This is a genomic window from Piscinibacter sp. XHJ-5 (assembly GCF_029855045.1).
GTDB lineage: Bacteria > Pseudomonadota > Gammaproteobacteria > Burkholderiales > Burkholderiaceae_C > Albitalea.
The window spans coordinates 1,966,820-1,991,882 of the sequence record NZ_CP123228.1; the positions used below are offsets into that span (position 1 = coordinate 1,966,820).

Here is a 25,063-nt window from a genome sequence, read left to right on the forward strand (position 1 = left end):
TCACCCTATCTGCTTGATGTTATTGTGTTTTATTGGATTTTGAGCAAGTGCTCACCGCGCATTGGCGCGATCGAGAGTTGGGAGACGCCTTGAAGAGAACCTCGCTGTACACCGGGCGATTCGCCTTGACCGGAGTGGCTGCGGCTGCGCTGTGGCTCACCGTGCCGGACGCATGGGCGCTTGGACTCGGGCGGCTCAATGTGCAGTCTGCGCTCGGCGAGTCGTTGCGCGCCGAGATCGACGTCACCAGCCTCACGCCCGAAGAAGCGTCCAACTTGCGCATTCGTGTCGCGCCACCTGAATCGTATCGAGCCGCGGGCGTCGACTACAACGCGGTACTGCCTGGTACCACGGCACAGCTGCTGCGCCGCGCCGATGGTCGACCGTACCTCCGCCTCACCAGCGACCGTGCGGTCCAGGAGCCCTTCGTCGACGTGATTCTCGAGATCTCGTGGAACACCGGCCGCCTGGTGCGTGAATACACCTTGCTGTTCGATCCGCCTACGCGCGCCCAGGCCGCAGCGCCCGTGCCGACGCCGTCCACGGCACCCGTCATCGGCTCGGCACCGGCTCCCGCGCCGGCGCCCACCCCGGCCGCCGCCGCGCCCGCGCCTGCGCCCGCCGTCACTGCCGCGCCGGTTCCTCCGCCCGCGCCCCGCACGGCGGAACGCCGCCCCGCGGCCCCGAAGGCTGCGGCCGCCGACACCGACACCGCCTCGAAGAGCGGTCCCACCGGGGCCGACGAATACCGCGTGCGCCCCGGCGACACCCTGTCGCGCATCGCAGGCAAGACGCAGCGCCAGGGCGCCTCGCTCGACCAGATGCTGGTGTCGCTGTTCCGTGGCAACCCGGACGCCTTCATCGAGAACAACATGAACCGGCTCAAGGCCGGTGTGGTCCTGGCGGTTCCGAGCGCCGAGCAGGCCAAGGCAATCACCACCGGCGAGGCTCGCGAAGTCATCCAGGCGCAAAGCGCCGACTTCGGTGCCTACCGCCAGCGTCTCGCTGGCGGCGTGCCTGATGCGAAGACCGAAGGTTCTGCCCGCACGGCAGGCGGCAAGGTCCAGGCCACGGTGGAAGACCGCAAGCAGGCGGCCGCGCCCACCCCCGACAAGCTCACGCTGAGCAAGGGCGCCGCCGGTTCCAAGGCATCCGCGGCCGAAGAGAAGGTCGCGAAAGAGCGCGAGAAGAAGGACCAGCAAACCCGCGTCGCGGAGCTGTCGAAGAACGTCGAAGAACTGAAGAGGCTTGCCGGCTCAGCCTCGGCCCCGGCCGCCAAGGCACCTGCCGCACCTTCGCCGGCGCCCGCTGCACAAGCCACTGCGCCGGCAAAGCCGGGGCCGACGATCACGGCGCCCATCGCGACCCCGACGGTGCCCCCACCCCCCGCTCCGTCCGTCGCGGCCGCGCCGACACCTGCCGCGCCAACCGCTCCCGCCGCGGCATCGCTGCCCGCCACCGTGACCGCGGCTGCACCTGCACCTGCACCTGCACCTGCGCCTGCACCGATCGCACCGGTCGTCACGACGCCGGCTCCCACCGCATCGCCGCCGCTCGTCGCCGCGAAGCCGCCGGCGCCGGTGACCCGCCCCGCTGCGCCGGCCGTCGAAGAGCCCAGCCTGCTCGGCTCCATGTTCGACGACAACCCGTGGGCGCTCGGCATCGGCGGTGCGCTCGTCGTGCTGCTCGCGGGCTTCGGCATCTACCGCTTCAGCCGCCGCTCCAAGAAGGACAGCGGCGAGACCTCGTTCCTCGAGAGCCGCCTGCAACCCGATTCGTTCTTCGGCGCCAGCGGCGGCCAGCGCATCGATACGCGTGATGCCGGCGGTGCCTCGTCGTCCATGAGCTATTCGCTGAGCCAGCTCGACGCCATCGGCGACGTCGATCCGGTCGCCGAAGCCGATGTGTACCTCGCCTACGGCCGCGACCTGCAGGCCGAAGAGATCCTCAAGGAGGCGATGCGCAGCAATCCGGAGCGCCTCGCCATCCGCACCAAGCTGCTCGAGGTGTACGCCAAGCGGCGTGACACCAAGGGCTTCGAACTGCTGGCCACGCAGCTGTTCGCCCTGACCCGAGGTGAGGGCGAGGACTGGGCCAAGGCGCAGGAACTTGGCCAGCAGATCGATCCGGACAACGCGCTGTACAAGCCGGGCGGTGCGCCCACCTCGCAAAGCGTCGAAGGCGCTCCGCTCACCGAGCCGCTGGGCGCCAGCACGATGCCGCAGTCGGTGCTGCCGTCGCCCTCACAGTTCGAGCGCGCCAAGGCCGAGATGGAAGACCAGAAGCGTCAGCACGCCCCCGAGGCGGTGGACAGCGGTTCGGTCGACCTCGACCTGGACCTGGATCTCGACGCCCCCGCTGCGCCGGTGAGCGCGCCGTCGCCGCTCATCAACACGCAGCCCCTGGCGCGTGAGGCAGAAGCCGAGCACGACCCCGACGCGACGCTGAACTTCGAGCCCGTGGTGCCCAAGATGCCACCCGCGCCGGCGCCGGCTCCTGCTGCCGCGGTGAATTCGGGCTTCGCGATGGACTTCGACCTGTCGGCGATCTCGCTCGACCTGGACGGCCCCGGCAACTCGGGCAACGCGCACGCCGCTACCGCGACGCGCGTCGCCGAGCCGCAGGCGGACCTCTCCGGTTTCGATCTGGGTGACGCGGAAGACGGCGGGGACCCGCTCGCCCGCAAGCTCGAGCTCGCCGAGGAATTCCGTCAGATCGGCGACATGGAAGGCGCGCGTGACCTGCTGCAGGAAGTCGTCGCCAAGGCCAACGGCGCGCTGAAGACCAAGGCGCAGGGCATGCTCGACGACCTGAGCTGACCCCCGGTTGCCTGCATGACGAGGCTGGCCCTGGGCGTCAGCTACCGGGGCCGGAACTATCACGGCTGGCAAAGCCAGCCCGATGGCAACACCGTCCAGGACAAGCTCGAGGCCGCCCTCACGAGCTTCGCGGCCCGGCCCGTCGGCACTGTCTGTGCCGGGCGCACGGATGCGGGCGTGCATGCGCTCAACCAGGTGATCCACCTCGACGTGGACATCGAGCGCGAGCCGTTCTCCTGGGTGCGCGGAACCAATCGCTACCTGCCGCACGACATCGCGGTCCAATGGTGCCGGCCGGTGACGCCCGACTTCCATGCGCGCAACAGCGCTTGCGGGCGCCGCTACGCGTACCTCCTGCTCGAGTCGCCGGTGCGGCCCTCCGTCGAGGAGGGTTCAGCCGGTTGGGCATTTCGGGCGCTGCAGGCCGAGCCGATGCACCAAGCCGCGCAGGTGCTGATCGGCGAGCACGACTTCAGCGCGTTCCGCGCGGCCGAATGCCAGGCCGCGACACCAGTCAAGGTGATGCGCGCGATCGACATCCACCGGCGCGGCGCCTACTGGCGCTTCGAGTTCGACGCCAGCGCGTTCCTGCACCACATGGTGCGCAACATCATGGGCTGCCTCGTCGCCATAGGCAGCGGCACACGGCCGCCGGCATGGATGGCGGAGGTGCTGGCGTCGCGCGACCGCAGCCGCGCTGCACCGACCTTTTCCCCCGATGGGCTTTACTTCGTCGGGCCGTACTACGATGCACGACATGCCATTCCGCACCACACGCCGGCGATGGACTGGCTGCCCTGACTCCCGACCATGCCCTTGAGAACCCGCATCAAGATTTGCGGCCTCCGACGTGAGGCCGACGTCGATGCGGCCGTGGAAGCCGGCGCCGATGCGATCGGCCTGGTCTTCTACGACAAAAGTCCGCGCCGCGTGAGCATCGAGCGCGCAGCCGAGCTGGCGCGCCGGCTGCCGGCGTTCGTGACGCCTGTCGGCCTGTTCGTCAATGCAGCACCGGCGTTGATCGCCGAGGCAGTGCGTGCCATTCCGCAGCTGGTGCTGCAATTCCACGGCGACGAGACCCCCGCCGAATGCACGGCGGCGGCAAGGCCATACCTGCGGGCGGCCCGCATGGCGCCGGGACTCGACTTGGTAGAATTCGCGGCTCGCCACCCCGACGCGCGAGCCTTGCTGCTCGACGCCCACGTCGAAGGTTATGGCGGCGGCGGAAAGGTCTTCGATTGGTCACTCATTCCACGAAACGTGCCCTGTCCAGTCGTTTTGTCTGGTGGGTTGCATGCCGGAAATGTGATCGAAGGAATTCTTCGGGTCCGGCCCTGGGCCGTTGACGTGAGCTCCGGCGTGGAGGCCGAAAAAGGCATCAAGGATGCCGCGGCGATCCGCCGGTTCTGCGAAGCGGTGCGCGAGGCAGATGCCCGCATCGCCTCGAGCGAAGCCTGAAGAAACGGATTTCTTCCATGAGTTACCAGCAGCCCGATGCACGGGGGCATTTCGGCCCCTATGGCGGCACCTTCGTCGCCGAGACCCTGATCCATGCGCTCGACGAACTGAAGGCGGCGTACGCCGAAGCGCAGAGCGACCCGGCCTTCCTGAGCGAGTTCCAGTCCGAGCTCGCGCACTTCGTGGGCCGCCCCAGCCCCATCTACCACGCGGCGCGCCTGAGCCGCGAGCTGGGCGGCGCACAGATCTACCTCAAGCGTGAGGACCTCAACCACACCGGCGCGCACAAAGTCAACAACACCATCGGCCAGGCGCTGCTGGCGCGCCGAATGGGCAAGCCGCGCGTGATCGCGGAAACCGGCGCCGGCCAGCACGGCGTGGCCACCGCGACGATCTGCGCCCGCTACGGCCTGGAGTGCGTGGTCTACATGGGCAGCGAGGACGTGAAGCGCCAATCGCCGAACGTCTACCGCATGCACCTCCTCGGCGCGAAGGTGGTGCCGGTGGAAAGCGGCTCGCGCACGCTGAAGGATGCGCTCAACGAAGCGCTGCGCGACTGGGTGACCAACGTCGAGAACACTTTCTACATCATCGGCACGGTGGCCGGCCCGCATCCCTATCCGACGATGGTGCGCGACTTCCAGCGCGTGATCGGCGACGAGTGCCTGGCGCAGATGCCCGAGATGATCGGCCGCCAGCCCGACGCGGTGATCGCTTGCGTGGGCGGCGGCAGCAATGCGATGGGCATCTTCTATCCGTACATCGCGCAGGCAGGCACGCGCCTGATCGGCGTCGAGGCGGCAGGGCAGGGGCTCGACACGGGCAAGCACGCGGCATCGCTCTCGGCAGGCTCGCCTGGTGTCCTGCATGGCAACCGTACGTACCTGCTGCAGGACGCGAACGGCCAGATCACCGAGACGCATTCGATCTCGGCTGGTCTCGACTACCCGGGCGTGGGGCCGGAGCATTCGTACCTCAAGGACATCGGCCGGGCCGAGTACGTGGGCATCACCGACGACGAGGCGCTGCAGGCCTTCCACCGCCTGTGCCGCACCGAAGGCATCATCCCCGCGCTCGAGTCCAGCCACGCGGTGGCGCACGCGATGAAGATGGCGCCGACCATGCGCAGCGACCAGCACCTGCTGGTCAACCTCTCCGGTCGCGGCGACAAGGACATCGGCACCGTCGCCGACCTGTCCGGCGGCGAGTTCTTCTGCCGGCCGTCGTGCCAGGGCCAGAGCGCGAAGGGCGCCGACACGATCGTGAAGGGGCCGAAATGAGCCGCATCGCGAAGGTCTTCCAGGCGCTTGAGGCACGCGGGCGCAAGGCGCTGATCCCCTACATCACGGCAGGTGATCCGTATCCGGATGCGACGGTCGAGATCATGCTCGCGATGGCCAAAGGGGGCGCGGACGTCATCGAACTGGGGGTGCCGTTCTCCGATCCGATGGCCGACGGGCCCGTGATCCAGCGCGCCGCCGAGCGCGCGCTCGCCAAGGGCATCGGCATGCCGCAGGTGCTGGGCTGCGTGCGCAGCTTCCGCGAGAAGGACGCGGCGACGCCGGTCGTCCTGATGGGCTACGCCAACCCGATCGAGCGCTATGGCGTCGAGCGCTTTGTCGCCGATGCCCAACTGGCCGGCGTGGACGGCGTGCTGGTGGTCGACTACCCGCCCGAGGAGTGCGAGGTGTTCGCCGCCACCCTGCGCCAGGCCGGCCTCGACCCCATCTTCCTGCTCGCGCCCACGTCCACCGAGCAGCGCATGAAGGAGGTCGCCCGCGTCGCAAGCGGGTACGTGTACTACGTGTCGCTGAAGGGTGTGACCGGCGCCGGACATCTCGACACCGACGCCGTGGCCTCCATGGTCCCGCGCATCAAGTCGTTCGTGAAGATGCCGGTGGGTGTAGGCTTCGGCATTCGCGACGCACAAAGCGCCAAGGCCGTGGCCGCGGTGTCCGACGCGGTCGTCATCGGATCCGCGATCGTGCAATTGCTGGAAGCCCAGCCGCGCGACAATGTGGCCGCCGCCGGCGGGCGTTTCATCGCCGACATCCGCGCGGCACTCGATTCCCTGGAAGGAGCACCTCGATGAGCTGGCTTGAAAAACTGCTGCCACCGAAGATCCAGCAGACCGATCCGAGCGAGCGCCGCTCGGTGCCCGAGGGACTGTGGATCAAGTGCCCGGCGTGCGAGACGGTGCTCTACAAGACCGACCTCGAGCAGAACCTCAACGTCTGCCCGAAGTGCAGCCACCACCATCGCATCGGGGCGCGCGTGCGGCTCGACGCCTTCCTCGATCCCGAAGGGCGCTACGAGATCGGCCAGGAAGTCATGCCGGTCGATGCGCTGAAATTCAAGGACAGCAAGCGCTACCCCGAGCGGCTGAAGGAGGCGCTCGAGAGCACCGGCGAGACCGATGCGCTGGTCGTCATGGGAGGCGCGATCCACAGCATCCCCGTCGTGGCCGCCTGCTTCGAATTCGACTTCATGGGCGGCTCGATGGGCTCGGTGGTCGGCGAGCGCTTCGTGCGCGGCGTCGAGACGGCGTGCGAGCAGAAGACGCCGTTCATCAGCTTCACGGCCACCGGCGGCGCGCGCATGCAGGAAGGCCTGCTCAGCCTGATGCAGATGGCCAAGACCAACGCCGCGCTGACGCGCCTGGCCAAGGCGAAGCTTCCCTACGTGAGCGTGCTGACCGATCCCACCATGGGCGGCGTATCGGCCAGCTTCGCCTTCGTCGGTGACATCGTCATCGCCGAGCCGAAGGCGCTGATCGGATTCGCCGGCCCGCGCGTCATCGAGAACACCGTGCGCGAGAAGTTGCCCGAAGGCTTCCAGCGCGCCGAGTTCCTCCTGCAGACCGGCGCCATCGACATGATCGTCGACCGGCGCGAGCTGCGCGGCACCATCGCACGAAGCGTCGCGATGCTCCAGCGGCAAAGCGCCGACGCCGTCGCCTGATCCGTTCCGGCGCATCGCGAAGGCGGCTTCGGCCGCCTTCTGCGCTTTGAGTCCTCCACCGCCATGTCCGACCACGACGATCCGCTTCCGACCACACTCGATGGCTGGCTGGCGCGCTGCGAACGCCTGCACCCGAAGGAAATCGACATGACGCTCGAGCGGGCGCAGCGCGTGAAAGAGCGCCTGCAGCTCGCCTTTGTCGTGCCCGTCATCACCGTCGCCGGCACCAACGGCAAGGGCTCGACCTGCGCCATGCTCGAGACGATCGCGTTGCAGGCGGGCTACCGGGTGGGCCTGTACATCAAGCCGCATCTCGTGCACTTCGAGGAGCGCTGCCGCGTCAACGGCGAGATGGTGGCGGCTGATGCGCTGCTGCCGCACTTCGAAGCGGTCGAGGCCGCTCGTGGCGACACCGCGCTCACCTACTTCGAGTTCACCACGCTCGTCATCGCTCGGCTGCTGTCGCAGGCGGCGCTGGACCTCGTCATCCTCGAAGTGGGGCTCGGTGGACGGCTGGACGCAGTGAACGTCATCGATGCCGATTGCGCCGTGATCACCAGCATCGCCGTCGATCACGTCGAATACCTGGGCCACGACCGCGAGGCCATCGGTCGGGAGAAGGCCGGCATCCTGCGCACCGGTCGGCCCGCGATCGTCAGCGATCCGGTGCCGCCGCAAAGCGTGCTCGACCGCGCACGCGACATCCAGGCCGACCTGTGGCTGTTCGGCCGCGACTTCAATTACGCCGGCGACAAGCAGCAGTGGTCGTGGGCCGGGCGCAGCAAGCGCTTCAACGCGCTCGGGTATCCCGCGCTGCGCGGCGCGAACCAGTTGCTCAACGCGGCGGGCGCGCTGGCCGCGTTCGAGGCGCTGCGCGAACGGCTGCCGATCACCGCGCAAGCGGTGCGCAACGGACTCGCGCTGGTCGAGCTGCCGGGCCGATTCCAGATCGTGCCGGGGCAGCCGACCCTGGTGCTCGACGTCGCGCACAACCCGCACGCCGTCGCCACCCTGGCGCAGAACCTCGACCAGATGGGCTTCTATCCGCGCACGCATGTCGTGTTCGGCGCGATGCAGGACAAGGACCTCGCGGCCATGCTCACCCGCATGGCGCCGCTCGTGGACAACTGGCACTTCTGCGACCTGCCACTCGCGCGCGCGGCAAAGGCCGCCGACCTCCAGGCGCTGCACGCAACGCTTGCCTTGCGCGGCCCAGGCAACGTGGACGTGCGCCAGCATGCCAACCCGGCCGACGCACTGCGTACTGCACTGGGCGATGCAGACCCCGCTGATAGAATCGTGGTCTTCGGCTCCTTCTACACCGTGGGTGGTGTGCTGAAGGAGGGGCTGCCCCGGTTGAACGCCGCGCACATCGGCTGATCCGAGAGTCCGGCGCCCATGCGGCGCCCTTCACCAGAATCCGCACCGCATGGGTCTGAAGTCCATCCTCCAGCGCAAGTCCGGCAAGGCGGCCCAGGCTTCACCGGCGGATGCACCGGCCGAGCTGGTCCAGCAGGCGCGCATCCGCGCACGCCGACGTCTCATCGGCGCAGTGGTGCTGGTGCTCGTCGGCGTGGTGGGCTTTCCCATCCTCTTCGAGACCCAGCCGAGGCCGATCCCGGTCGACATCCCGATCGAGATTCCACGCAAGGACACCGCTGCGCCGCTGGTGATGCCGGCAGCGCGCACGCCCAAGTCTGCGGCTGCCGCCTCGGCGCCGAGCGCACCGGCCGAGGTGGTCATCACCGAAGCACCGTCGGAGGCGGGGCGCGAAGTGGCGCCTGCACCGAAGGCCGCACCGGCGCCCACCAGGCCGAGCGAGCCTGCGGCCAAGCCGGTGATCGCCAAGCCTGCGCCCGCGGCGCCCTCGGCGGCGGCCACCGACTCCCGTCGCGCGCAGGCCCTGCTCGAGGGCAAGGACGCCGACCCTGAGCCGGCCAAGAAAGAAGGTGGCCGCTTCGTCGTGCAGGTCGGCGCCTTTGCCGACACCGCCGCCGCGCGCGAGACCCGTCAGAAGGTCGAGAAGCTCGGCCTGAAGACCTACACGCAGGTCGCGGAAACCTCGCAGGGAAGCCGCATCCGCGTGCGGGTCGGGCCGTTCGCCTCGCGCGAGGAGGCCGATCGGGCGCAGGCGAAGATCAAGGCCGCCGGCACGCAGGCCGTCGTCCTCACGCTGTGAGGCCGTCGCAATGGACAGCCTGAGCTGGGTCGACTGGGTCTTCATCGCCATCCTCGGGCTGTCGGTGATCGTCGGATTGATCCGCGGCCTGGTGTTCGAGGTGCTGTCGCTGCTGGGCTGGGTCGCGGCCTACGTGGCCGCGCAGTGGCTGGCCCCGGAGCTCGCGCCGCATCTGCCGGTGGGCAAGCCCGGCTCGGGCTTGAATCACGCGGCGGCGTTCGCATGTACGTTCATTGCCACCCTGATCGTGTGGGCCCTGCTGGCGCGCCTTCTGCGCATGGTGATCCATGCCACGCCGCTGAGCGGCGTCGACCGAGTGCTCGGCGCGACCTTCGGGGTGGCGCGCGCGCTGGTCGTCATGCTGGCGATCACCACGGTCGTGATGCTGACCTCGCTCGCCAAGACGCCGGCATGGCAGGCGTCGCGGGGCGCGGTCTGGTTGAATGGCGCCTTGCACGGCATCAAGCCCGTCCTGCCGACGGCGATCGCCGAGCATCTTCCGCGGTAGGCGATTGACGGCTATCGCTTCGTTCGAGTCTGGAGCAGTTCCATGTGTGGCATCGTCGGTGTGATCTCCAAGGCGCCGGTCAACCAGTTGATCTACGACTCGCTGCTGCTGCTGCAGCACCGCGGTCAGGACGCCGCCGGCATCGTGACGATGCAAGGCACCAGGTGCTTCATGCACAAGGCACGCGGCATGGTTCGCGACGTGTTCCGCACGCGCAACATGCGCGCCCTGCCGGGCACGGTGGGACTGGGCCAGGTGCGCTATCCCACGGCCGGCAACGCCTACAGCGAGGAAGAGGCGCAACCGTTCTATGTCAACGCGCCGTTCGGCATCGTGCTCGTGCACAACGGCAACCTCACCAACGCGCATGCGCTGAAGAACGAGCTCTTCGCGGTCGATCGCCGCCACATCAACACCGAGAGCGACACCGAGGTGCTGATCAACATCCTCGCGCACGAGCTGGAGCTGGCCGCACGCGACCTGCCGCTGTCGCCGGACGAGGTCTTCAAGGCGGTACGCGCGGTGCACAAGCGCATCAAGGGCTCGTACGCCGTCGTGGCGCTGATCGCCGGCTACGGGCTGCTCGCATTTCGCGATCCGTTCGGCATCCGGCCGCTGTGCTTCGGCGAAGGCGTCACGCCCGAGGGCCGCGACGTGATGGTGGCGAGCGAATCGGTGGCCCTGGAGGGTACCGGCCACAAGTTCGTGCGCGACGTGGCGCCCGGCGAGGCCATCTTCATCGACCTCGAAGGGCAGGTGCACAGCCGCCAGTGCGCCGACCACCCGACGCTGAATCCCTGCATGTTCGAGTTCGTGTACCTCGCGCGGCCCGACTCGGTGATGGACGGCGTGTCGGTGTACCAGGCGCGGCTCAACATGGGCGAGACGCTGGCGCAGCGGCTCATCTCGACCATGCCGCCGTCGGAGATCGACGTCGTCATCCCGATCCCCGAATCGAGCCGCCCGTCGGCCATGCAACTCGCGCAGAAGATCGGCAAGCCCTACCGCGAGGGCTTCGTCAAGAACCGCTACGTCGGCCGCACTTTCATCATGCCGGGGCAGGGCATGCGCAAGAAGTCGGTACGCCAGAAGCTCAACGCGATCGCCACCGAATTCAAGGGCCGCAACGTGCTCCTGGTGGACGACTCCATCGTTCGCGGCACCACGTCGAAGGAGATCGTGCAGATGGCGCGCGACGCCGGCGCGCGCAAGGTCTACATGGCGTCGGCCGCGCCGCCGGTGCGCTACCCCAACGTGTACGGCATCGACATGCCGACCAAGGATGAACTGATTGCGCACGACCGCAGCATCGAAGAGATCCGCCAGTTCATCGGCGCCGATGCGCTGATCTACCAGGACGTGGCGGCGATGAAGCGAGTGGTCGCCCAACTCAATCCCAAGCTCGACGGCTTCGAGGCCTCGTGCTTCGACGGGCACTACATCACCGGCGACGTGTCGGCCGCCGACTTCGACGCCATCGCGACGCAGCGCCAGTCGCAGGGTGAGGACGAGGATGCGCCCGATCGTTCGCGCCTGGCGCTGCAGGGCGTGGTGCACGACGGCAGGTAGGCGGCCATGGGCGACAAGAAGATCCCCCGCGTGACGTTGCCGCCCGATGTGCGGCTTGACACGCTGGCGGTGCGCGAGGGCCTGCCGCGCTCGCCATGGGGCGAGAACTCCGAGGCGCTGTTCCTCACCAGCAGCTTCGTGCAGCCCGATGCAGCCTCGGCCGCGGCCCGCTTCGCCAACGAGGAAGAAGCCTTCATCTACTCGCGCTTCACCAACCCGACGGTGATGATGATGGAGCGCCGCCTCGCCGCGCTCGAAGGCACCGAGGCCTGCATCGGCACGTCGAGCGGCATGAGCGCGATCCTGCTGCTGGCCATGGGCCTGCTGAAGGCGGGCGACCACGTCGTCTGCTCGCGCAGCGTGTTCGGCTCCACCATCATGCTGCTCGGCCGCGAATTCGCGAAGTTCGGCGTGGAGACGAGCTTCGTGTCGCAGACCGATGTCGACGAGTGGCGCCGCGCGGTGAAGCCCACCACCCGGCTGCTGTTCGCAGAGTCGCCCACCAACCCGCTCACCGAAGTCTGCGACATCCGCGCGCTGTCGAGGATCGCGAAGGACAGCGGCGCCTGGCTCGCGGTCGACAACTGCTTCTGCTCTCCGGCGCTGCAGCAGCCGGTGAAATACGGCGCGGACCTCGTGATCCATTCGGGCACCAAGTACCTCGATGGGCAGGGGCGTGTGATCGCCGGCGCCATCTGTGGCAGCGAGGCGCTGATCAACGAGAAGTTCATGCCGGTGATGCGCAGCGCCGGCATGAGCCTGTCGCCGTTCAACGCCTGGGTGGTCCTCAAGGGACTCGAGACGCTGGCCATCCGCATGCGCGCGCAAAGCGAGAGTGCGCTGAAGCTGGCCGAATGGCTGGAGCAGCAGCCGATGGTCGAGCGTGTGTACTACCCCGGTCTGAAGTCGCACCCGCAGCACGAGTTGGCGATGGCGCAGCAGGCGGGCAGCGGCGGCGCGGTGGTGTCGTTCATCGTGCAGGGACAGGCGAGAGGCGGAGCCGTTCTCGCGCGCAAGAACGCCTTCCACGTCATCGACCGCACGCAGATCTGCTCCATCACGGCCAACCTGGGCGACACCAAGACGACGATCACGCACCCGGCCAGCACCTCGCACGGTCGACTGACCGAAGAGCAGCGCCTCGCCGCCGGGATCACGCAGGGCATGGTTCGCGTCGCGGTGGGCCTGGAAGACCTCGACGACCTTCGCGCCGACTTGCTGCGCGGCCTCGATTCACTCTGATCCGTTCTCTCTCCCGATGACCCGAAAAATCCGCACGCGCATCGCGCCGTCGCCCACCGGTTTCCTGCACCTGGGCACCGCCCGCACCGCCCTGTATTCCTGGGCCTACGCTCGTCACCACGGCGGCGAGTTCGTGCTGCGCATCGAAGACACCGATGTCGCGCGCTCCACGCAGGACTCGGTGGACCAGATCCTCGCTGCGATGCAGTGGCTGGGGCTCGACAGCGACGAAGGTCCGATCTACCAGATGCAGCGCCTCGATCGCTATCGCGAGGTGGTCGATCGCATGCTGGCCGAGGGCACGGCCTACCGTTGCTACTGCACGCCCGATGAGCTCGAGGACATGCGCGAGGCGCAGCGCGCGCGCGGCGAGAAGACTCACTACGACGGCCGCTGGCGTCCCGAGCCGAACAAGGCGCTTCCAGCGCCGCCCGACGGTGTTCAGCCGGTCATCCGCTTTCGCAACCCGGCGGACGGCGTGGTCACCTGGGACGACCTGGTGAAGGGCCCGATCAGCATCGCCAACCGCGAGATCGACGACCTGGTGATCATGCGGGCCGACGGTGTGCCGACCTATAACTTCGCGGTGGTCGTCGACGACAGCGACATGGACATCACCCACGTCTTTCGCGGCGATGAGCACGTCAACAACACGCCGTGGCAGATCAACATCTTCAACGCGCTCGGCGCGCCACTGCCGCTGTTCGGGCATCTGCCTGTAATCCTCGGTGACGACGGGCAGAAGCTGTCCAAGCGGCGCGGCGCCGTGAGCGTGACCGCGTATCGCGACACGGGCTACCTGCCGGAGGCGATGCTCAACTACCTGGCACGCCTCGGCTGGAGTCACGGCGACGACGAGCTCTTCACGCGTGAGCAGCTCGTGCAGTGGTTCGACGGCACCCACCTGTCGAAGAGCCCCGCGCAGTGGGATCCGGCCAAGCTGAGCTGGGTCAACGCGCACTACCTGAAGACCATCGACGAAGCGCGTCTCGCCTCGCTCGTGGCCGAGCAACTCGAGCGCCGCGGTGTGGCAGCGCCCGTCGATCGCGTGCGGCCGCTGTGCGCGCTGTTCAAGGACCGCTGCACGACGACCGCGGAGCTGGCCGACTGGCTGGCGATGTACTTCGCCGATGTGGCGCCATCCGTCGAGGATCTGGCGGCTCATGTCACGGAGGCGGTCAAGCCGGCCATCGCGGGCCTGCGCGACACGCTCGCATCCGTCGAGTGGAACAAGAGCGCGATCAATGCTGCGATCAAGCAGACCATCGCCGCCCACGGCCTCAAGATGCCGCAGCTCGCCCATGCCGTCCGCGTGCTCGTGTGCGGTCGTGCGCAAACACCGTCGATCGATGCGGTGCTGGAGCTCTTCCCCAGGGAAACGGTCGTCTCTCGTTTGCAGAAGGCCTGAAAATCTGTCTATAATCGCGGTCTCGCTTGAACAGCGCGACCCGGTTTGCGGAAGAGTCAGATCAGGGGGTATAGCTCAGCTGGGAGAGCGCTTGCATGGCATGCAAGAGGTCAGCGGTTCGATCCCGCTTACCTCCACCAACCAAGTCGGTGGCGCGCAGTTCAAGAGAACGAAGGAACAGAGTCCCCTTCGTCTAGAGGCCTAGGACACCACCCTTTCACGGTGATTACAGGGGTTCGAATCCCCTAGGGGACGCCAAGTCAGGCAGGGCTTGCGGAGCAATCCGGAAAACCTGCCGCAGTGAGTGGAAGTTTGATGCCAGGCAACTGGCAGTGGAGTGGTAGTTCAGTTGGTTAGAATACCGGCCTGTCACGCCGGGGGTCGCGGGTTCGAGCCCCGTCCACTCCGCCAACAACATCAACGGGTTAGCTTCGAAAGAGCTAACCCGTTTTTTTTGTTGCAAGTGCTCAGGGGTAAACCGAGGAGTCAACGATGACGGGCGTTGGCAAAGGCGTGGAGGTGCGGGTGGATGGCCGGCCTCTCCATGTGTCGTGGTACCCGTGGGCCGCACCGACACATCGCTCGCCCCGCCACCCGGCTCAAGTCGTGTGTTGCCCGGAGTAGCCCGCCATGAACACGCGCACGGCCTCGCGAAGCAGTGCCTTGTTCTCGCGCGCGTCAGGCATCTCCAACATCAGCAGCCCGCGGAAGTGGCCATCACCCAGGAACATCGCCAGGAACAAGTCGGCGGCCAGCCGCGGGTTCTTCACGTTCAGTGATCCCGCCTCGTTCGCGCGCCGCAGGTACGCGGCCAAGTCGGCGTTGAGCCGCTCGGGGCCTTGCCGGTAGAACGCCTGGCACGCCTCGGGCTGGGAACTGGCGGCGCCGTACAGCGACCGGAACTTGCCGAGCGTGTGATCTTCGCGCGTCAGCGTCAGGAACTGCTCGCCGACAGCCAGCAGCGCCTTGCGCGGCTGCAGGGGGTCCAGTGCCTCGACGCCGGCAGGGCCACCCATCACGCGCTCGGTGCGGTCCTGGACCACCGCCTCGAACAGCCCTTCCTTCGAACCGAAGTTGCTGTAGATCGTCATCTTCGAGACGCCGGCTTCTGCCGCGATGGCGTCCACGCTGGCGCGCTCCAGGCCGTGCGCATAGAAGTGGTTGCGCGCCGCTTCCATGATGCGCCGGAAGCGCTCGGGGTCGCGGGGGCGGCCGCGACGCGGCGGGGGCGCGAGATCGTCGTCTTTCTGTGCCATCGGTTCATTTTATGGACTTGACAGTCCATTATGTGTCGCTACACTTATTGGACACATGAGTCCACTAAGTGAAACCTTCTCCATGACGCTTGCACTGCGCCGCAGCCCAGACGTCGGCATGGGGGCCAGCCGCCCTGCAGCAGCCATCTTTGCGGTGTTGATCCTATCTGCTTGTTCGACCCCAGCTCCTCAGTCGCCATCCCCGTCCGTGCCTCTGGCCGCCACCTTCTCGAACGAGAAGCCCATCGGCCTTGCGGCATCGGCCCTCGACGATGCCTGGTGGGACGGCTATGGCGACGCCACGCTGACGCGCCTCGTCAAGGAAGCCTTGTCCGCCAACCAGGACGTGGCCATGGCGCTGCAGCGCGTCGGGCAGGCTCGCGCGGGAGCCGACGCGCAGGCCTCCCAGCTCTGGCCCACGGTGGGCGTGCAGGCTGCCGCGTCGCGCAGCCAGAGCGGTGTTCCCGAGCCGGTCAAGCAAGGCATGCCCGACACGCGCGCGCTGCGTGCCGGTGTGGATGTCGCCTGGGAGATCGACCTCGCCGGCGGCGTTCGCGCGGCGCGTGATGCCGCGCAGGCCGATGCCGCCGCCGCAGCCGCAGGCGTCCATGGAGCCCGCCTGCTCGTGGCCAGCGAAGTGGGGCGGCAGTATTTCGTGCTGCGCAGTGCCGAGGAACGGCTGCGCATCGTGCAGGCCCTGGCTGCCGCCCAGCGTCAGACGGCGGCCCGCGTGGAGAGTCGCCTGCGCGAAGGCCAGGCCAGCGCCTTCGACCTGGACCGCGCACGCGCCGAGGCCGATGCACTGGACGCCCAGGTGCCGGCACTGCGGATGCTGGTCGGTACCACCCAGACGAAGCTGGCTGTCCTGCTGGGGCGCAGCCCATCGACTCCGGTCGTCGAAGCTGACAAGGCCTTCGCATGGCCGGCGGCGCGGACCATCGCAGCAGGCCAGCCCAGTGAACTGCTCCGGCGCCGCCCCGATCTCGTGGCCGCGGAGGCACGCGTCGGCGCCGAAGCGCTTCGCAGCGCAGAAGCCCGCGCCCAGTGGTGGCCCAAGCTGTTTCTGAGCGCGCTGGTGGGCCGCGAGGACTTGCGACTGAACGCGCTGGATCTCGCGCCGGTTCACTTCTCCAACGTCGCGCTGGCCTTTGCCGCGCCGATCTTCGACGCCGGCCGCATCGATGCCGGCATCCGCGTGCAGTCCGCGCGTGCCGACGAGGCCTTGCTGGCCTGGCAGAAGGCCGTGCTGGTGGCGGTCCAGGAAGTGGAGGACAGCCTGCTGGTGCGCTCGCAGGAGGCCGAGCGCAACGCTGCGCTTGCGCTCACCGCCATGCACCGTCGCCGCTCGCTTCAGCGCGCCGAGTCGCTGCAGCGCGAAGGACAGATCGACCTGCTGGTCCTGCTGGACGTGCAGCGTTCCGTGCTCGCCAGCGAACTGGCCCTGTCGGACAGCCGCCTGCAGCAGGCACTGGCCGACGTGCAGCTCTACAAGGCGCTGGGCGGCGGCCTCTCCCGGGCCGAGGCCGGCGCCGACACGACTCCTCTTGCCGCAAGGACACCCCAGTGAACAGGATCATCCCCGCCCTATCGCTCACGAGCCTTGCAGCCGCGAGCCTGTTGATGACCGGCTGCAGCGAGCCGCCAGCACCCCCCGCGGTCGTGAAGCCGGTCTTCGTGACGACCGTGGCGCACACCGCGTCGACGCAGGCCCGCACGTTCACCTCGGTGGTCCGCGCCCGCGTCGAAAGCGACGTCGCCTTCCGTACCGGCGGCAAGGTCGTCGAACGGCTCGTCGAGGTCGGTGACAGCGTCAAGGCCGGCCAGGTGCTGGCTCGCCTGGACCCGGCCGACTACCAGCTGGCCGTGAAGGCCGCTTCCGATCAGGTGCAGGCCGCCGGTGTCGACGCGCAGCAAGCCGCTTCGGACGAAGCGCGCTTTCGCCGCCTGCTGGCCGACGGCTCGGTGGGCGCGGCCGACCATGAACGCCAGAAGGCCCGTGCCGACGCCGCAGCCGCCCGCCTGGATCAGGCCCAGCGGCAGCTGGAGCTGGCGCGCAATCGCGAGGGCTACGCCGCGCTGGTGGCGCCCTACGCCGGCGTGGTGACAGCGATCCGCTTCGAGCGGGGGCAGGTGGTGCCGGAAGGGCAACCGGTGGTCTCGCTGGCCCGCGAAGGCGACAACGAGGTGGTCGTCGACCTGCCCGAAGACTGGGTGGGTCGCGTCCGCAGCCTGACCGCTACCGCGGCACCGTGGCAGGACCCGAAGGCGAAGCTGCGCCTCGTGCTGCGCGAGCTGTCGCCGCAGGCGGCAGCGCTTGGCCGCACCTACCGCGCGCGTTATGCCGCTGCTTCCGAATCGCGCGCTCAAGTCTCGGCGCTGCCCTTGGGCAGCACGATGCAGCTGACGTTGTCGGCGCCCCAGGCGGGGCCGGCGACCGTCTCGCTGCCCGTCAGTGCGCTGGTCAAGGGCAGCGGGCCGGCGGGCGTCTGGGCCCTGAACGCCAACGGTTCAGGCCTGGTGTTCACGCCGGTCCAGGTGGTCTCGGTCGACGACGCCACGGTCCAAGTCACCGGTCTGACGACCGGCAGCCGCGTCGTGAGCGTCGGCGCCCAGAGGCTCGATGCCGGGACAGTCGTGCGCGCCATCGAGCGTGCCCCTGAGGCCAGCTCCACCACGGTCGCGAAGAGCAGCTGATGAAGCGCTTCAATCTCTCCGAATGGGCCGTCACGCACCGGCCCATGGTGCTGTTCCTCATCATCACGACGCTGGTTGTCGGCGTGTTTTCGTTCAGCCGGCTGGGTCGCCTGGAGGACCCGACCTTCGAAGTGCCGCAGATGACGGCCATCGTCGCGTGGCCGGGCGCCACGGCGCAGGACGTGCAGGAACAGGTCCTCAACCGCATCGAGCGCAAGCTGCAGGAGCTGGACCATTTCGACTACGTGCGAAGCTTTGCGCGCCAGGGCTACGGCGGCATCACGCTGTGGATGAAGGGCGGCAGCAGCAAGGAAGAGCTGGACAACGCCTGGTACCAGGTGCGCAAGAAGATCGGCGACGTGCGCCAGGAGTTCCCCGAGGGCGTGCGCGGCCCGTTCTTCAACGACGAGTACAGCGACCGCTACAGCGTGCTCTATGCGCTGAGCGCACCAGACCTTTCGATGGCCGAGCTGCTGACGGTCACCGAGGACGTGAAGCGCCGCCTGCAGAGCGTGCCCGGTGCCGGCAAGGTCGACATCCTGGGCAAGCAGGCTGAGCGTGTGTACGTGGAAGTCTCCACGAAGCGCCTCGCAGGTCTCGGCATCCCCCCGTCCGCCGTCTTCGATGCGCTGGCGCGTCAGAACCTCGTCACGCCGGCAGGCTCGGCCGACACCACCTACGACCGCGTGCAAGTGCGCGTGGACGGCCGCTTCAACGGGGTGCAGGACGTCTCGAACGTGACGCTGGATGTCGGCGGCCAATTGCTGCGGCTGGCCGACGTTGCCACCGTGCGCAGCGGCTACGAAGACCCACCGAGCCTGACCATCCGCCACAACGGCGTGCCGGTGCTGGCCATCGGCGTGACGCTGCAGCACAAGGGCAACGTGACGGACTTCGGCAAGGCGATGGAGGAGCGCCTGGCGCAGATCCGTCAGCAGCTGCCAGCCGGCGTGGAGGTCCAGCAGTACGCGGACCAGCCGCGCGTGGTGGCCGCTTCGATCTGGGAGTTCGAGCGCGCCTTCCTGGAGGCGCTGGCCATCGTGCTGGCGGTCTCGTTCCTGTTCCTCGGCTGGCGCACCGGCATCGTGGTGGCGGCCTCGGTGCCGCTGGTGCTGGGCCTGGTCGCGGCCGTGATGTACGCGGCCGGGTGGAACCTCGACCGCATCTCGCTCGGCGCGCTGATCATTGCGCTCGGCCTGCTGGTCGACGACGCGATCATCGCCGTCGAGATGATGGTGGTGAAGCTGGAACAAGGCTGGGACCGGCTGCAGGCTGCCACCTACGCGTATTCGTCCACGGCGTTTCCCATGCTGACCGGCACGCTGGTCACCGCCGCGGGCTTCATGCCGGTCGGGTTCGCGAAGTCGATCGCCGGCCAGTACGCCGGCGGCATCTTCTGGGTGGTGGGCGTCGCGCTCATCCTGTCGTGGCTGGTCGCAGTGGTCTTCACTCCGTATCTGGGCGTGATGCTGCTGCCCAAGAACCTGGGCACAGGCAAGCACCACGACGTGTACGACCGGCCGGTCTACCACCGGATGCGCCGCGTCATCGACTGGGCCGTGCAGCGCCGCTTCGTCGTGCTGGCGCTGACCGTCTTGCTGCTCGGTGCTGCCGGCTTCGGCATGTCGAAGGTCCAGCAGCAGTTCTTCCCGACGGCGGCGCGGCCGGAGCTGCTGGTCGAACTGCGGCTGCGCGAAGGAGCGTCGTTCGCGGCGACGCAGCGCCAGGTGAAGCTCCTGGAAACGTACCTGGCGAAGGACAAGGACGTCGAGTTGTTCACCGCCTACACCGGCGCCGGCACGCCCATCTTCTATCTGTCCATCCAACCCGAGCTGCCCAACCCGGGCTTCGCCCAGGTCGTCGTCAAGACCGCCGGCATCGAGCAGCGCGAGCGGGTGCGTGCCCGGCTCCTGGAGCTGTTCGCGAAGGACGAGGCGCTGCCCGACGTCAAGGCGCGTGTCACGCGTCTCGAGTTTGGACCGCCCGTGGGCTTCCCTGTTCAGTTCCGCGTCATCGGGCCGGACAAGGCTGTGGTGCGTGACATCGCCTACCGCGTGCGCGATGTGGTGCGGCAGAGCCTGCTGGTGCGCGACACGCAGCTGGACTGGAACGAGCAAGTGCGCTCGGTCAAGGTGCAGGTCGACCAGGACAAGGCACGCCAGCTGGGTCTCACCACCGCCGACATCCAGGGCCTGGTGCAGACCACGCTGGACGGCGCGCCGGTCACGCAGATCCGCCGCGGCGAGGAACTCGTCGACGTCGTGGTGCGCGCCACGCCGGACGAGCGCAAGGGCATCGGCCAGATCGGCGACCTGCAGGTGTTCACGCGCGGAGGCGTGACGGTGCCGCTGTCGCAGATCGCGCGCATCGAGCCGACCTTCGAGGAGCCGGTGCTGTGGCGTCGCAACCGCGACATGGCGCTCACCGTGCGCAGCGACCTCATGGACGGCGTGCAGGGTCCGTACGCCACGGAGCAGATCCGCCCGTCGCTCAAGCCCATCGTGGACAGCCTTCCCGTCGGCTACCGCATCGAGGAGGGCGGCGCGATCGAGGAGAGCGACAAGGCCAATGTGGCGCTGTTTGCGGTCTTCCCCGCCATGTTCGCAGTCACGCTGACGCTGCTGATGATCCAGCTGCAGAGTTTCTCGCGCTTGTTCATGGTGTTCATGACCGGGCCGCTGGCGATCATCGGCGTCGTGCCTGCGCTCCTGATCTTCCAGGCGCCCTTCGGCTTCGTCGCGCTGCTGGGCGTGATCGCGCTGGGCGGGATGATCATGCGCAACTCGATCATCCTGGTCGACCAGATCGACCAGGACGTCGCGCGCGGCGTGGCGCCGTGGACCGCCATCGTGGATGCGACGGTCAGACGCTCGCGACCTGTCGTGCTGACGGCCGCGGCGGCGGTGCTGGCGATGATTCCGCTCACGCGCAGCGTGTTCTGGGGGCCGATGGCGATCTCGATCATGGGCGGGCTCGTCGTGGCCACGGCGTTGACGCTCGTCTTCGTGCCCGCGCTGTATGCCGCGTGGTTTCGCATCCGACGTCACAGCGCGGCGCACACACCTTCCGCTACGCCGCCAGCCGCCACGGCCGCACCCGCGGGCCATTGAAGAACCGGGGCAGGTCCACGAGCGGCTGATCGGTCGCCGTGCGGCGGGGCGGTGATCCATTCGCCGTTCACGTAGGCGCCGTCGCGCCAGAGAGCCTTGTCCTTCAGGAGATGGCGCATCGCGACGGTCTCTCAGTCGACCACGCGGGCGTGCCTTGCACCGCGCCGTTGACGACGAGCGTCCCCGGACGGCTCATCGCACGGGCGGTGGCTGCGTGTCGGCGCTGCGCTGAAGATACAGGCGGTGGTATTCGGCGAACAGGCGCTCGAGCTCCTCCGGGTACGACGGGCGGGCGAAATAGGCGCCGATCTCGCCGATGCGGGCGGCCAGCGGGGAACTGCGCGAGACCGAGACGAAGAGGTCGCCGACCAGCGCGTCGGAGGCCAGCGGCACGATCTCCCCGGCGAGCCGGTGGTGGTCGACCTGCAGCAGCCCGGCCTCGCGCCCGAACGGCACCGCGTCGACGCGATGGCGTGCCAGCATCCGCAGCACGCTGCCCATGTCGGTGGTCCGTTGCACCTCGGTGTGCTGTTCCAGGAAGGTGTCGAAATCCAGCCCCATGCTGACGCCCGCAACCAGGCCGATGCGCAGTCCTTTCAGGTCGGTCCAGGTGCGCAAGGGCATCTGGGGTGCGCGCTGCTTCTGCACGAACACCGCGATGCGGTTCTGGGCCATGCGCGGCTCGGCGAACACCGAATAGCGCTCCCGGTCGCGGTTGCGGAACGCGCAGATGTTGACGTCGATCTGCCCCGCCTCGATCAGCGCCTGGCAGCGCTTCCACGGCCCGACATACGACAGGTCGACCCGGTAGCCCAGCCGTTCGATCGCGCGCTGCGCCACGGCGGCGCAGACGCCGACGATGCGCTGGTCCTGCATCCAGTTCCACGGGGGATAGTCGTGATGGCCACAGGCCCGGACCACCGGCCGTTCCGGTCCCTCTGCCGCCATGGCCACGAGGCCGGCGAGACAAAGGCACAACGCGGTCACCGATGTCCGTATCGCATGAAGCATCTGAGCCATCCTCGATCGGTAATGCCAAGGCGTGCGATGTTGAACCGCGGTGCCACGTCCGGCAAGCAAAACCCGCGACCGACGTGCGGGGCCGGGCCCGGCGCATCATCCGCGGCATGACGCACTCCGAGGAGCGCTCCGTCGCGCATCTGCTGGCACGCCTGTTCGTCGGCCTGTGGCCGCCGCAGGAGGTCCGCGATGCCATCCTCGACGACATCCAGCGCTGGACATGGCCGCGCGGCGCCGCGCCGGTGAGAGGCGACAAGCTGCACATGACGCTGCACTTTCTCGGCTTCGTCGCGCGCGAGCGCGTGCCGGAGCTGGTGCAGGCGCTGCACGTCGGATTCGAGCCGTTCGAGCTCACGCTCGATCGCGGCGAGGTGTGGCCGGGTGGCATCGCCGTGCTGCGACCGAGCGCCGCGCCGCCGGCGCTGCGCGAGCTGCACCGCGGCCTGCATCGCGCGCTGGGCCCGCTGGGCGTGCGCTCGGCTCGCCATCATCTGAAGCCGCACATCACCTTGGCCCGGCGCGCCCAGGGGGCCGAACCGCCGGTGCAGTGCGAGGCCATCCACTGGTCCGTTCGCGACTATGTGCTGGTCGAGTCTGACCTGCGTCCGCCGACGCAGTACATCGTGCGCGGTCGCTACGCGTCGCCAGACGCCTAGAACGGCGGATCGCTGCGCAGGTGCAGGCCCTGGCCGCCGAAGGGGTGCGCCAGCCGCAGCTCGCTGGCATGCAGCATCAGCCGCTCGTCCGCTGCGCCGTACAGCGCGTCGCCGACGATGGGGTGGCCGATGGCCTGCAGATGCACGCGCACCTGGTGCGAGCGCCCGGTGACCGGCTCCAGCGAGAGCCTCGAACGCTGCCGGGCGGCATCGATCGACAGCACGCGATAGCGCGTGAGCGAAGGCCGGCCCCGCTCGCGATCGACCTGCTGCCGGGGCCGGTTCGGCCAGTCGGCGCCCAGCGGCAAGTCGATCTTGCCGGCCTCGGCCGTCAGCGCACCGTGGACCTCCGCCACGTAGCGCTTGTGCACCGCACGCTGCGCAAACGCCACGCTCAGACGCCGCTGCGCCTCGGCACCGCGCGCCATGAGCATCAGCCCGGAGGTGGCCATGTCGAGGCGGTGCACGACGAGCGCATCGGGATGCAAGGCCTGCATGCGGGCGGCCACGCAATCGTGCTTGTCGCTGCCACGACCCGGCACGGACAGCAGGCCGGCGGGCTTGTCGACGACGATCAGCGCGTCGTCGGCGAATATGACGCGCACGCTCAAAACTGATCCACCAGGCCCGATTGCTGCGCCGTCTCGGGGTTGGACCCGGCGTCGCGCACGCGCTGCATCGCCTCGTCGGTGGACAGCCCCAGGCGCTTGAGCAGACAGGCGGCCGCGGTGCCCGTGCGGCCGATGCCGGCGGCGCAGTGGATCATCACCGACTCGCCGGCCTTCAGCGCCTCGGCGGCTTGTGCGATGCCTTCGCGGAAGCCCGGCTCGTCGCGCGGCAAACCGAAGTTGGGCATCGGCAGATTGATCCAGCGAAAGTCGAGCGAACCTTCGCCGACCGCCTGCCAGTACGCCGGCGACAGCGAGGCGATCTCGTCCGGCGGCGCCAGGCAGACAACCATCGACAGCTTGCGCCGGCGCGCCTCGGCGGCAAACTCGGCCCAACGCTCGAAGCGGCCCGGCATGGACCCTAGCCACAGCTCGCCGGGGGTCACGTCATCGATGGAGACAGGACGCAGGGACATGCGCGCATGGTGCCACCGCCGCCGCAGGCCCGACAGCCCCCGTCTGAGGCACTCGAAAGCCCTCAGACGCGCTCGAGTCGCCGGTGCGGCAGCGGCGGATGCTCGACGCGCACAGCGTCGCCCGCCTTCACCTCGCCACCGATGCTGACGATGCCCATCACGCCGGCCTTGCGCACCAGGCCGCCCTGGGCATCGCGGCCCACGAGTGCGCTCATCAGGCCGGGAAGAAAGGCGTCGAGCTGGGCACACGGATTGCGCAGCCCGGTGAGCTCGATGACCGCGGCATCGCCCACATGCAGACGCGTTCCGCGGGGCAGCGCCAGCAGATCGATGCCGTGCGTGGTGACGTTCTCCCCGAGCTGGCCGGCGGCCACCTCGAAGCCCTTGGCCCGCAGCTCGTCGAACAGCTCGGCATGGATCAGGTGCACCTGTCGCAGATTGGGCTGCGTCGGGTCCTGTGCCACCCGCGAGCGATGCCGCACCGTCACGCCCAGGTGGGCGTCGCCCTCGACACCCAGGCCCTGCAGCAGGCGAATCGACGCCTGCGGCTGCTTGCTGAAACGGTGGCTGGCGCTTCGATGGACCGCGGCGACTGTGCTCATGCCGCGGATTGTCGCCCCAGTGCCGTGTCGCCGCGCCTGCCGGTCGCCATGGCGGCACGACAGCCGCACGGGCCTCGGGTATCGTCGCGCACCTTGTGACCCTGGAGGGGGAAATGCTCGCAAACATCCTGATCGGCCTGGTGGCCCTGCTTCACCTCTACTTCCTGGTGCTGGAGATGTTCCTGTGGAACACGCCGTTGGGGCGCCGCACCTTCGGCCTCGAACCCGAGTTCGCCGCGGCGTCCAGGACGCTGGCAGCCAACCAGGGCCTCTACAACGGCTTCCTCGCGGCCGGCCTGATCTGGGGGTTGTTCCTGGGCGCCGCCGGCCTGCCGGTGAAGGTGTTCTTCCTCGGTTGCGTCATCGTCGCCGGCGTGTTCGGCGCGTTCACGGCCAGCCGCAAGATCCTGTTCGTGCAGGCGCTGCCGGCGCTGGTGGCGCTGCTGGCGCTGTACTGGTCGTAGCAGCTCCCCCCAACCGATCCCCGCGGGGCGTGC

The 25,063-nt window shown here is 68.6% G+C and carries 22 protein-coding genes and 3 tRNA genes; 20 read left to right on the top strand and 5 right to left on the bottom strand.

Going from position 1 to position 25,063, the window contains the following annotated elements; all coding sequences use genetic code 11:
• Window positions 1–89 precede the first annotated feature (89 nt).
• From P7V53_RS09295 to P7V53_RS09365, 15 genes are all read left to right on the top strand, one after another.
• A complete protein-coding gene (locus tag P7V53_RS09295; RefSeq protein ID WP_280155203.1) occupies window positions 90–2,819 on the top strand; it encodes a FimV/HubP family polar landmark protein in 2,730 nt (909 codons plus the stop codon).
• A gap of 15 nt (window positions 2,820–2,834) precedes the next feature.
• The gene (gene truA, locus P7V53_RS09300) at window positions 2,835–3,620 is read left to right on the top strand and encodes a tRNA pseudouridine(38-40) synthase TruA (protein ID WP_280155204.1); all 786 of its coding nucleotides are present in this window, start codon (window positions 2,835–2,837) and stop codon (window positions 3,618–3,620) included.
• A gap of 9 nt (window positions 3,621–3,629) precedes the next feature.
• Window positions 3,630–4,277 (top strand): phosphoribosylanthranilate isomerase, encoded by a 648-nt coding sequence (locus P7V53_RS09305; protein ID WP_280155205.1) that lies wholly within the window; start codon window positions 3,630–3,632, stop codon window positions 4,275–4,277.
• Between the two features lie 17 nt (window positions 4,278–4,294).
• Entirely contained in the window at window positions 4,295–5,557 is a 1,263-nt protein-coding gene (trpB, locus tag P7V53_RS09310) for a tryptophan synthase subunit beta (protein ID WP_280155206.1), read from the top strand.
• Window positions 5,554–6,369, top strand: coding sequence for a tryptophan synthase subunit alpha (gene trpA, locus P7V53_RS09315; protein ID WP_280155207.1), 816 nt, complete (start codon window positions 5,554–5,556; stop codon window positions 6,367–6,369). Before trpB ends, trpA begins: the two co-directional genes overlap by 4 nt.
• Window positions 6,366–7,238, top strand: a complete 873-nt coding sequence (gene accD, locus P7V53_RS09320; RefSeq protein WP_280155208.1) for an acetyl-CoA carboxylase, carboxyltransferase subunit beta — start codon at window positions 6,366–6,368, stop codon at window positions 7,236–7,238. Before trpA ends, accD begins: the two co-directional genes overlap by 4 nt.
• Before the next feature lie 63 nt (window positions 7,239–7,301).
• Entirely contained in the window at window positions 7,302–8,618 is a 1,317-nt protein-coding gene (gene folC / locus P7V53_RS09325) for a bifunctional tetrahydrofolate synthase/dihydrofolate synthase (protein WP_280155209.1), read from the top strand.
• 49 nt (window positions 8,619–8,667) lie between these two features.
• Window positions 8,668–9,417: an SPOR domain-containing protein gene (locus P7V53_RS09330; RefSeq protein WP_280155210.1), complete on the top strand. Its 750-nt coding sequence runs from the start codon at window positions 8,668–8,670 to the stop codon at window positions 9,415–9,417.
• A gap of 10 nt (window positions 9,418–9,427) precedes the next feature.
• Window positions 9,428–9,925, top strand: a complete 498-nt coding sequence (locus P7V53_RS09335) for a CvpA family protein (protein ID WP_280155211.1) — start codon at window positions 9,428–9,430, stop codon at window positions 9,923–9,925.
• 42 nt (window positions 9,926–9,967) lie between these two features.
• Window positions 9,968–11,494 carry an amidophosphoribosyltransferase gene (gene purF / locus P7V53_RS09340; RefSeq protein WP_280155212.1) on the top strand — a complete coding sequence of 509 codons (1,527 nt, stop codon included), beginning with the start codon at window positions 9,968–9,970 and terminating at the stop codon, window positions 11,492–11,494.
• A 6-nt stretch (window positions 11,495–11,500) separates the two neighbouring features.
• Entirely contained in the window at window positions 11,501–12,736 is a 1,236-nt protein-coding gene (locus P7V53_RS09345) for an O-succinylhomoserine sulfhydrylase (RefSeq protein WP_280155213.1), read from the top strand.
• A 16-nt stretch (window positions 12,737–12,752) separates the two neighbouring features.
• On the top strand, window positions 12,753–14,144 hold the full coding sequence (gene gltX, locus P7V53_RS09350) for a glutamate--tRNA ligase (RefSeq protein WP_280155214.1): 1,392 nt from the start codon (window positions 12,753–12,755) through the stop codon (window positions 14,142–14,144).
• A 64-nt stretch (window positions 14,145–14,208) separates the two neighbouring features.
• Window positions 14,209–14,284 (top strand) — tRNA-Ala (locus P7V53_RS09355).
• A 42-nt stretch (window positions 14,285–14,326) separates the two neighbouring features.
• A tRNA-Glu gene (locus P7V53_RS09360) sits at window positions 14,327–14,402 on the top strand.
• A gap of 76 nt (window positions 14,403–14,478) precedes the next feature.
• Window positions 14,479–14,555: transfer RNA gene (locus P7V53_RS09365), tRNA-Asp, on the top strand.
• A 188-nt stretch (window positions 14,556–14,743) separates the two neighbouring features.
• On the opposite strand, the gene P7V53_RS09370 is transcribed toward P7V53_RS09365, so the two are convergent.
• Window positions 14,744–15,400, bottom strand: a complete 657-nt coding sequence (locus P7V53_RS09370) for a TetR/AcrR family transcriptional regulator (RefSeq protein WP_280155215.1) — start codon at window positions 15,398–15,400, stop codon at window positions 14,744–14,746.
• Between the two features lie 118 nt (window positions 15,401–15,518).
• Between P7V53_RS09370 and P7V53_RS09375 the strand changes: the two genes are divergently transcribed.
• Genes P7V53_RS09375 through P7V53_RS09385 form a run of 3 tightly spaced genes read left to right on the top strand, consistent with a single transcriptional unit; the run spans window position 15,519 to window position 21,204 of the window.
• On the top strand, window positions 15,519–16,967 hold the full coding sequence (locus P7V53_RS09375) for an efflux transporter outer membrane subunit (RefSeq protein ID WP_280156472.1): 1,449 nt from the start codon (window positions 15,519–15,521) through the stop codon (window positions 16,965–16,967).
• The gene (locus tag P7V53_RS09380; protein WP_280155216.1) at window positions 16,964–18,094 is read left to right on the top strand and encodes an efflux RND transporter periplasmic adaptor subunit; all 1,131 of its coding nucleotides are present in this window, start codon (window positions 16,964–16,966) and stop codon (window positions 18,092–18,094) included. The genes P7V53_RS09375 and P7V53_RS09380 overlap by 4 nt, the downstream gene beginning before the upstream one ends.
• On the top strand, window positions 18,094–21,204 hold the full coding sequence (locus P7V53_RS09385; protein WP_280155217.1) for an efflux RND transporter permease subunit: 3,111 nt from the start codon (window positions 18,094–18,096) through the stop codon (window positions 21,202–21,204). The genes P7V53_RS09380 and P7V53_RS09385 overlap by 1 nt, the downstream gene beginning before the upstream one ends.
• 192 nt (window positions 21,205–21,396) lie before the next feature.
• Here P7V53_RS09385 and P7V53_RS09390 read toward each other — a convergent pair whose 3' ends face one another.
• Window positions 21,397–22,215 (bottom strand): transporter substrate-binding domain-containing protein, encoded by an 819-nt coding sequence (locus tag P7V53_RS09390; protein ID WP_280155218.1) that lies wholly within the window; start codon window positions 22,213–22,215, stop codon window positions 21,397–21,399.
• Between the two features lie 116 nt (window positions 22,216–22,331).
• On the opposite strand from P7V53_RS09390, the gene thpR reads away from it, so the two are divergent.
• Entirely contained in the window at window positions 22,332–22,880 is a 549-nt protein-coding gene (thpR, locus tag P7V53_RS09395; protein WP_280155219.1) for an RNA 2',3'-cyclic phosphodiesterase, read from the top strand.
• Here thpR and P7V53_RS09400 read toward each other — a convergent pair.
• The 3 genes from P7V53_RS09400 to P7V53_RS09410 all read right to left on the bottom strand — a co-directional run bounded on the left by P7V53_RS09400 (window position 22,877) and on the right by P7V53_RS09410 (window position 24,566).
• Complete coding sequence (locus P7V53_RS09400; RefSeq protein WP_280155220.1) at window positions 22,877–23,491, bottom strand: RluA family pseudouridine synthase; 615 nt, start codon at window positions 23,489–23,491, stop codon at window positions 22,877–22,879. The genes thpR and P7V53_RS09400 overlap by 4 nt on opposite strands.
• Window positions 23,488–23,964, bottom strand: coding sequence for a tyrosine-protein phosphatase (locus tag P7V53_RS09405; RefSeq protein WP_280155221.1), 477 nt, complete (start codon window positions 23,962–23,964; stop codon window positions 23,488–23,490). Before P7V53_RS09405 ends, P7V53_RS09400 begins: the two co-directional genes overlap by 4 nt.
• 62 nt (window positions 23,965–24,026) lie before the next feature.
• Window positions 24,027–24,566, bottom strand: coding sequence for an MOSC domain-containing protein (locus P7V53_RS09410; RefSeq protein WP_280155222.1), 540 nt, complete (start codon window positions 24,564–24,566; stop codon window positions 24,027–24,029).
• A 113-nt stretch (window positions 24,567–24,679) separates the two neighbouring features.
• Here P7V53_RS09410 and P7V53_RS09415 point away from each other — a divergent pair, with 113 nt between their 5' ends.
• On the top strand, window positions 24,680–25,030 hold the full coding sequence (locus tag P7V53_RS09415; RefSeq protein ID WP_280155223.1) for a DUF1304 domain-containing protein: 351 nt from the start codon (window positions 24,680–24,682) through the stop codon (window positions 25,028–25,030).
• The last annotated feature ends 33 nt before the right edge of the window (window positions 25,031–25,063 follow it).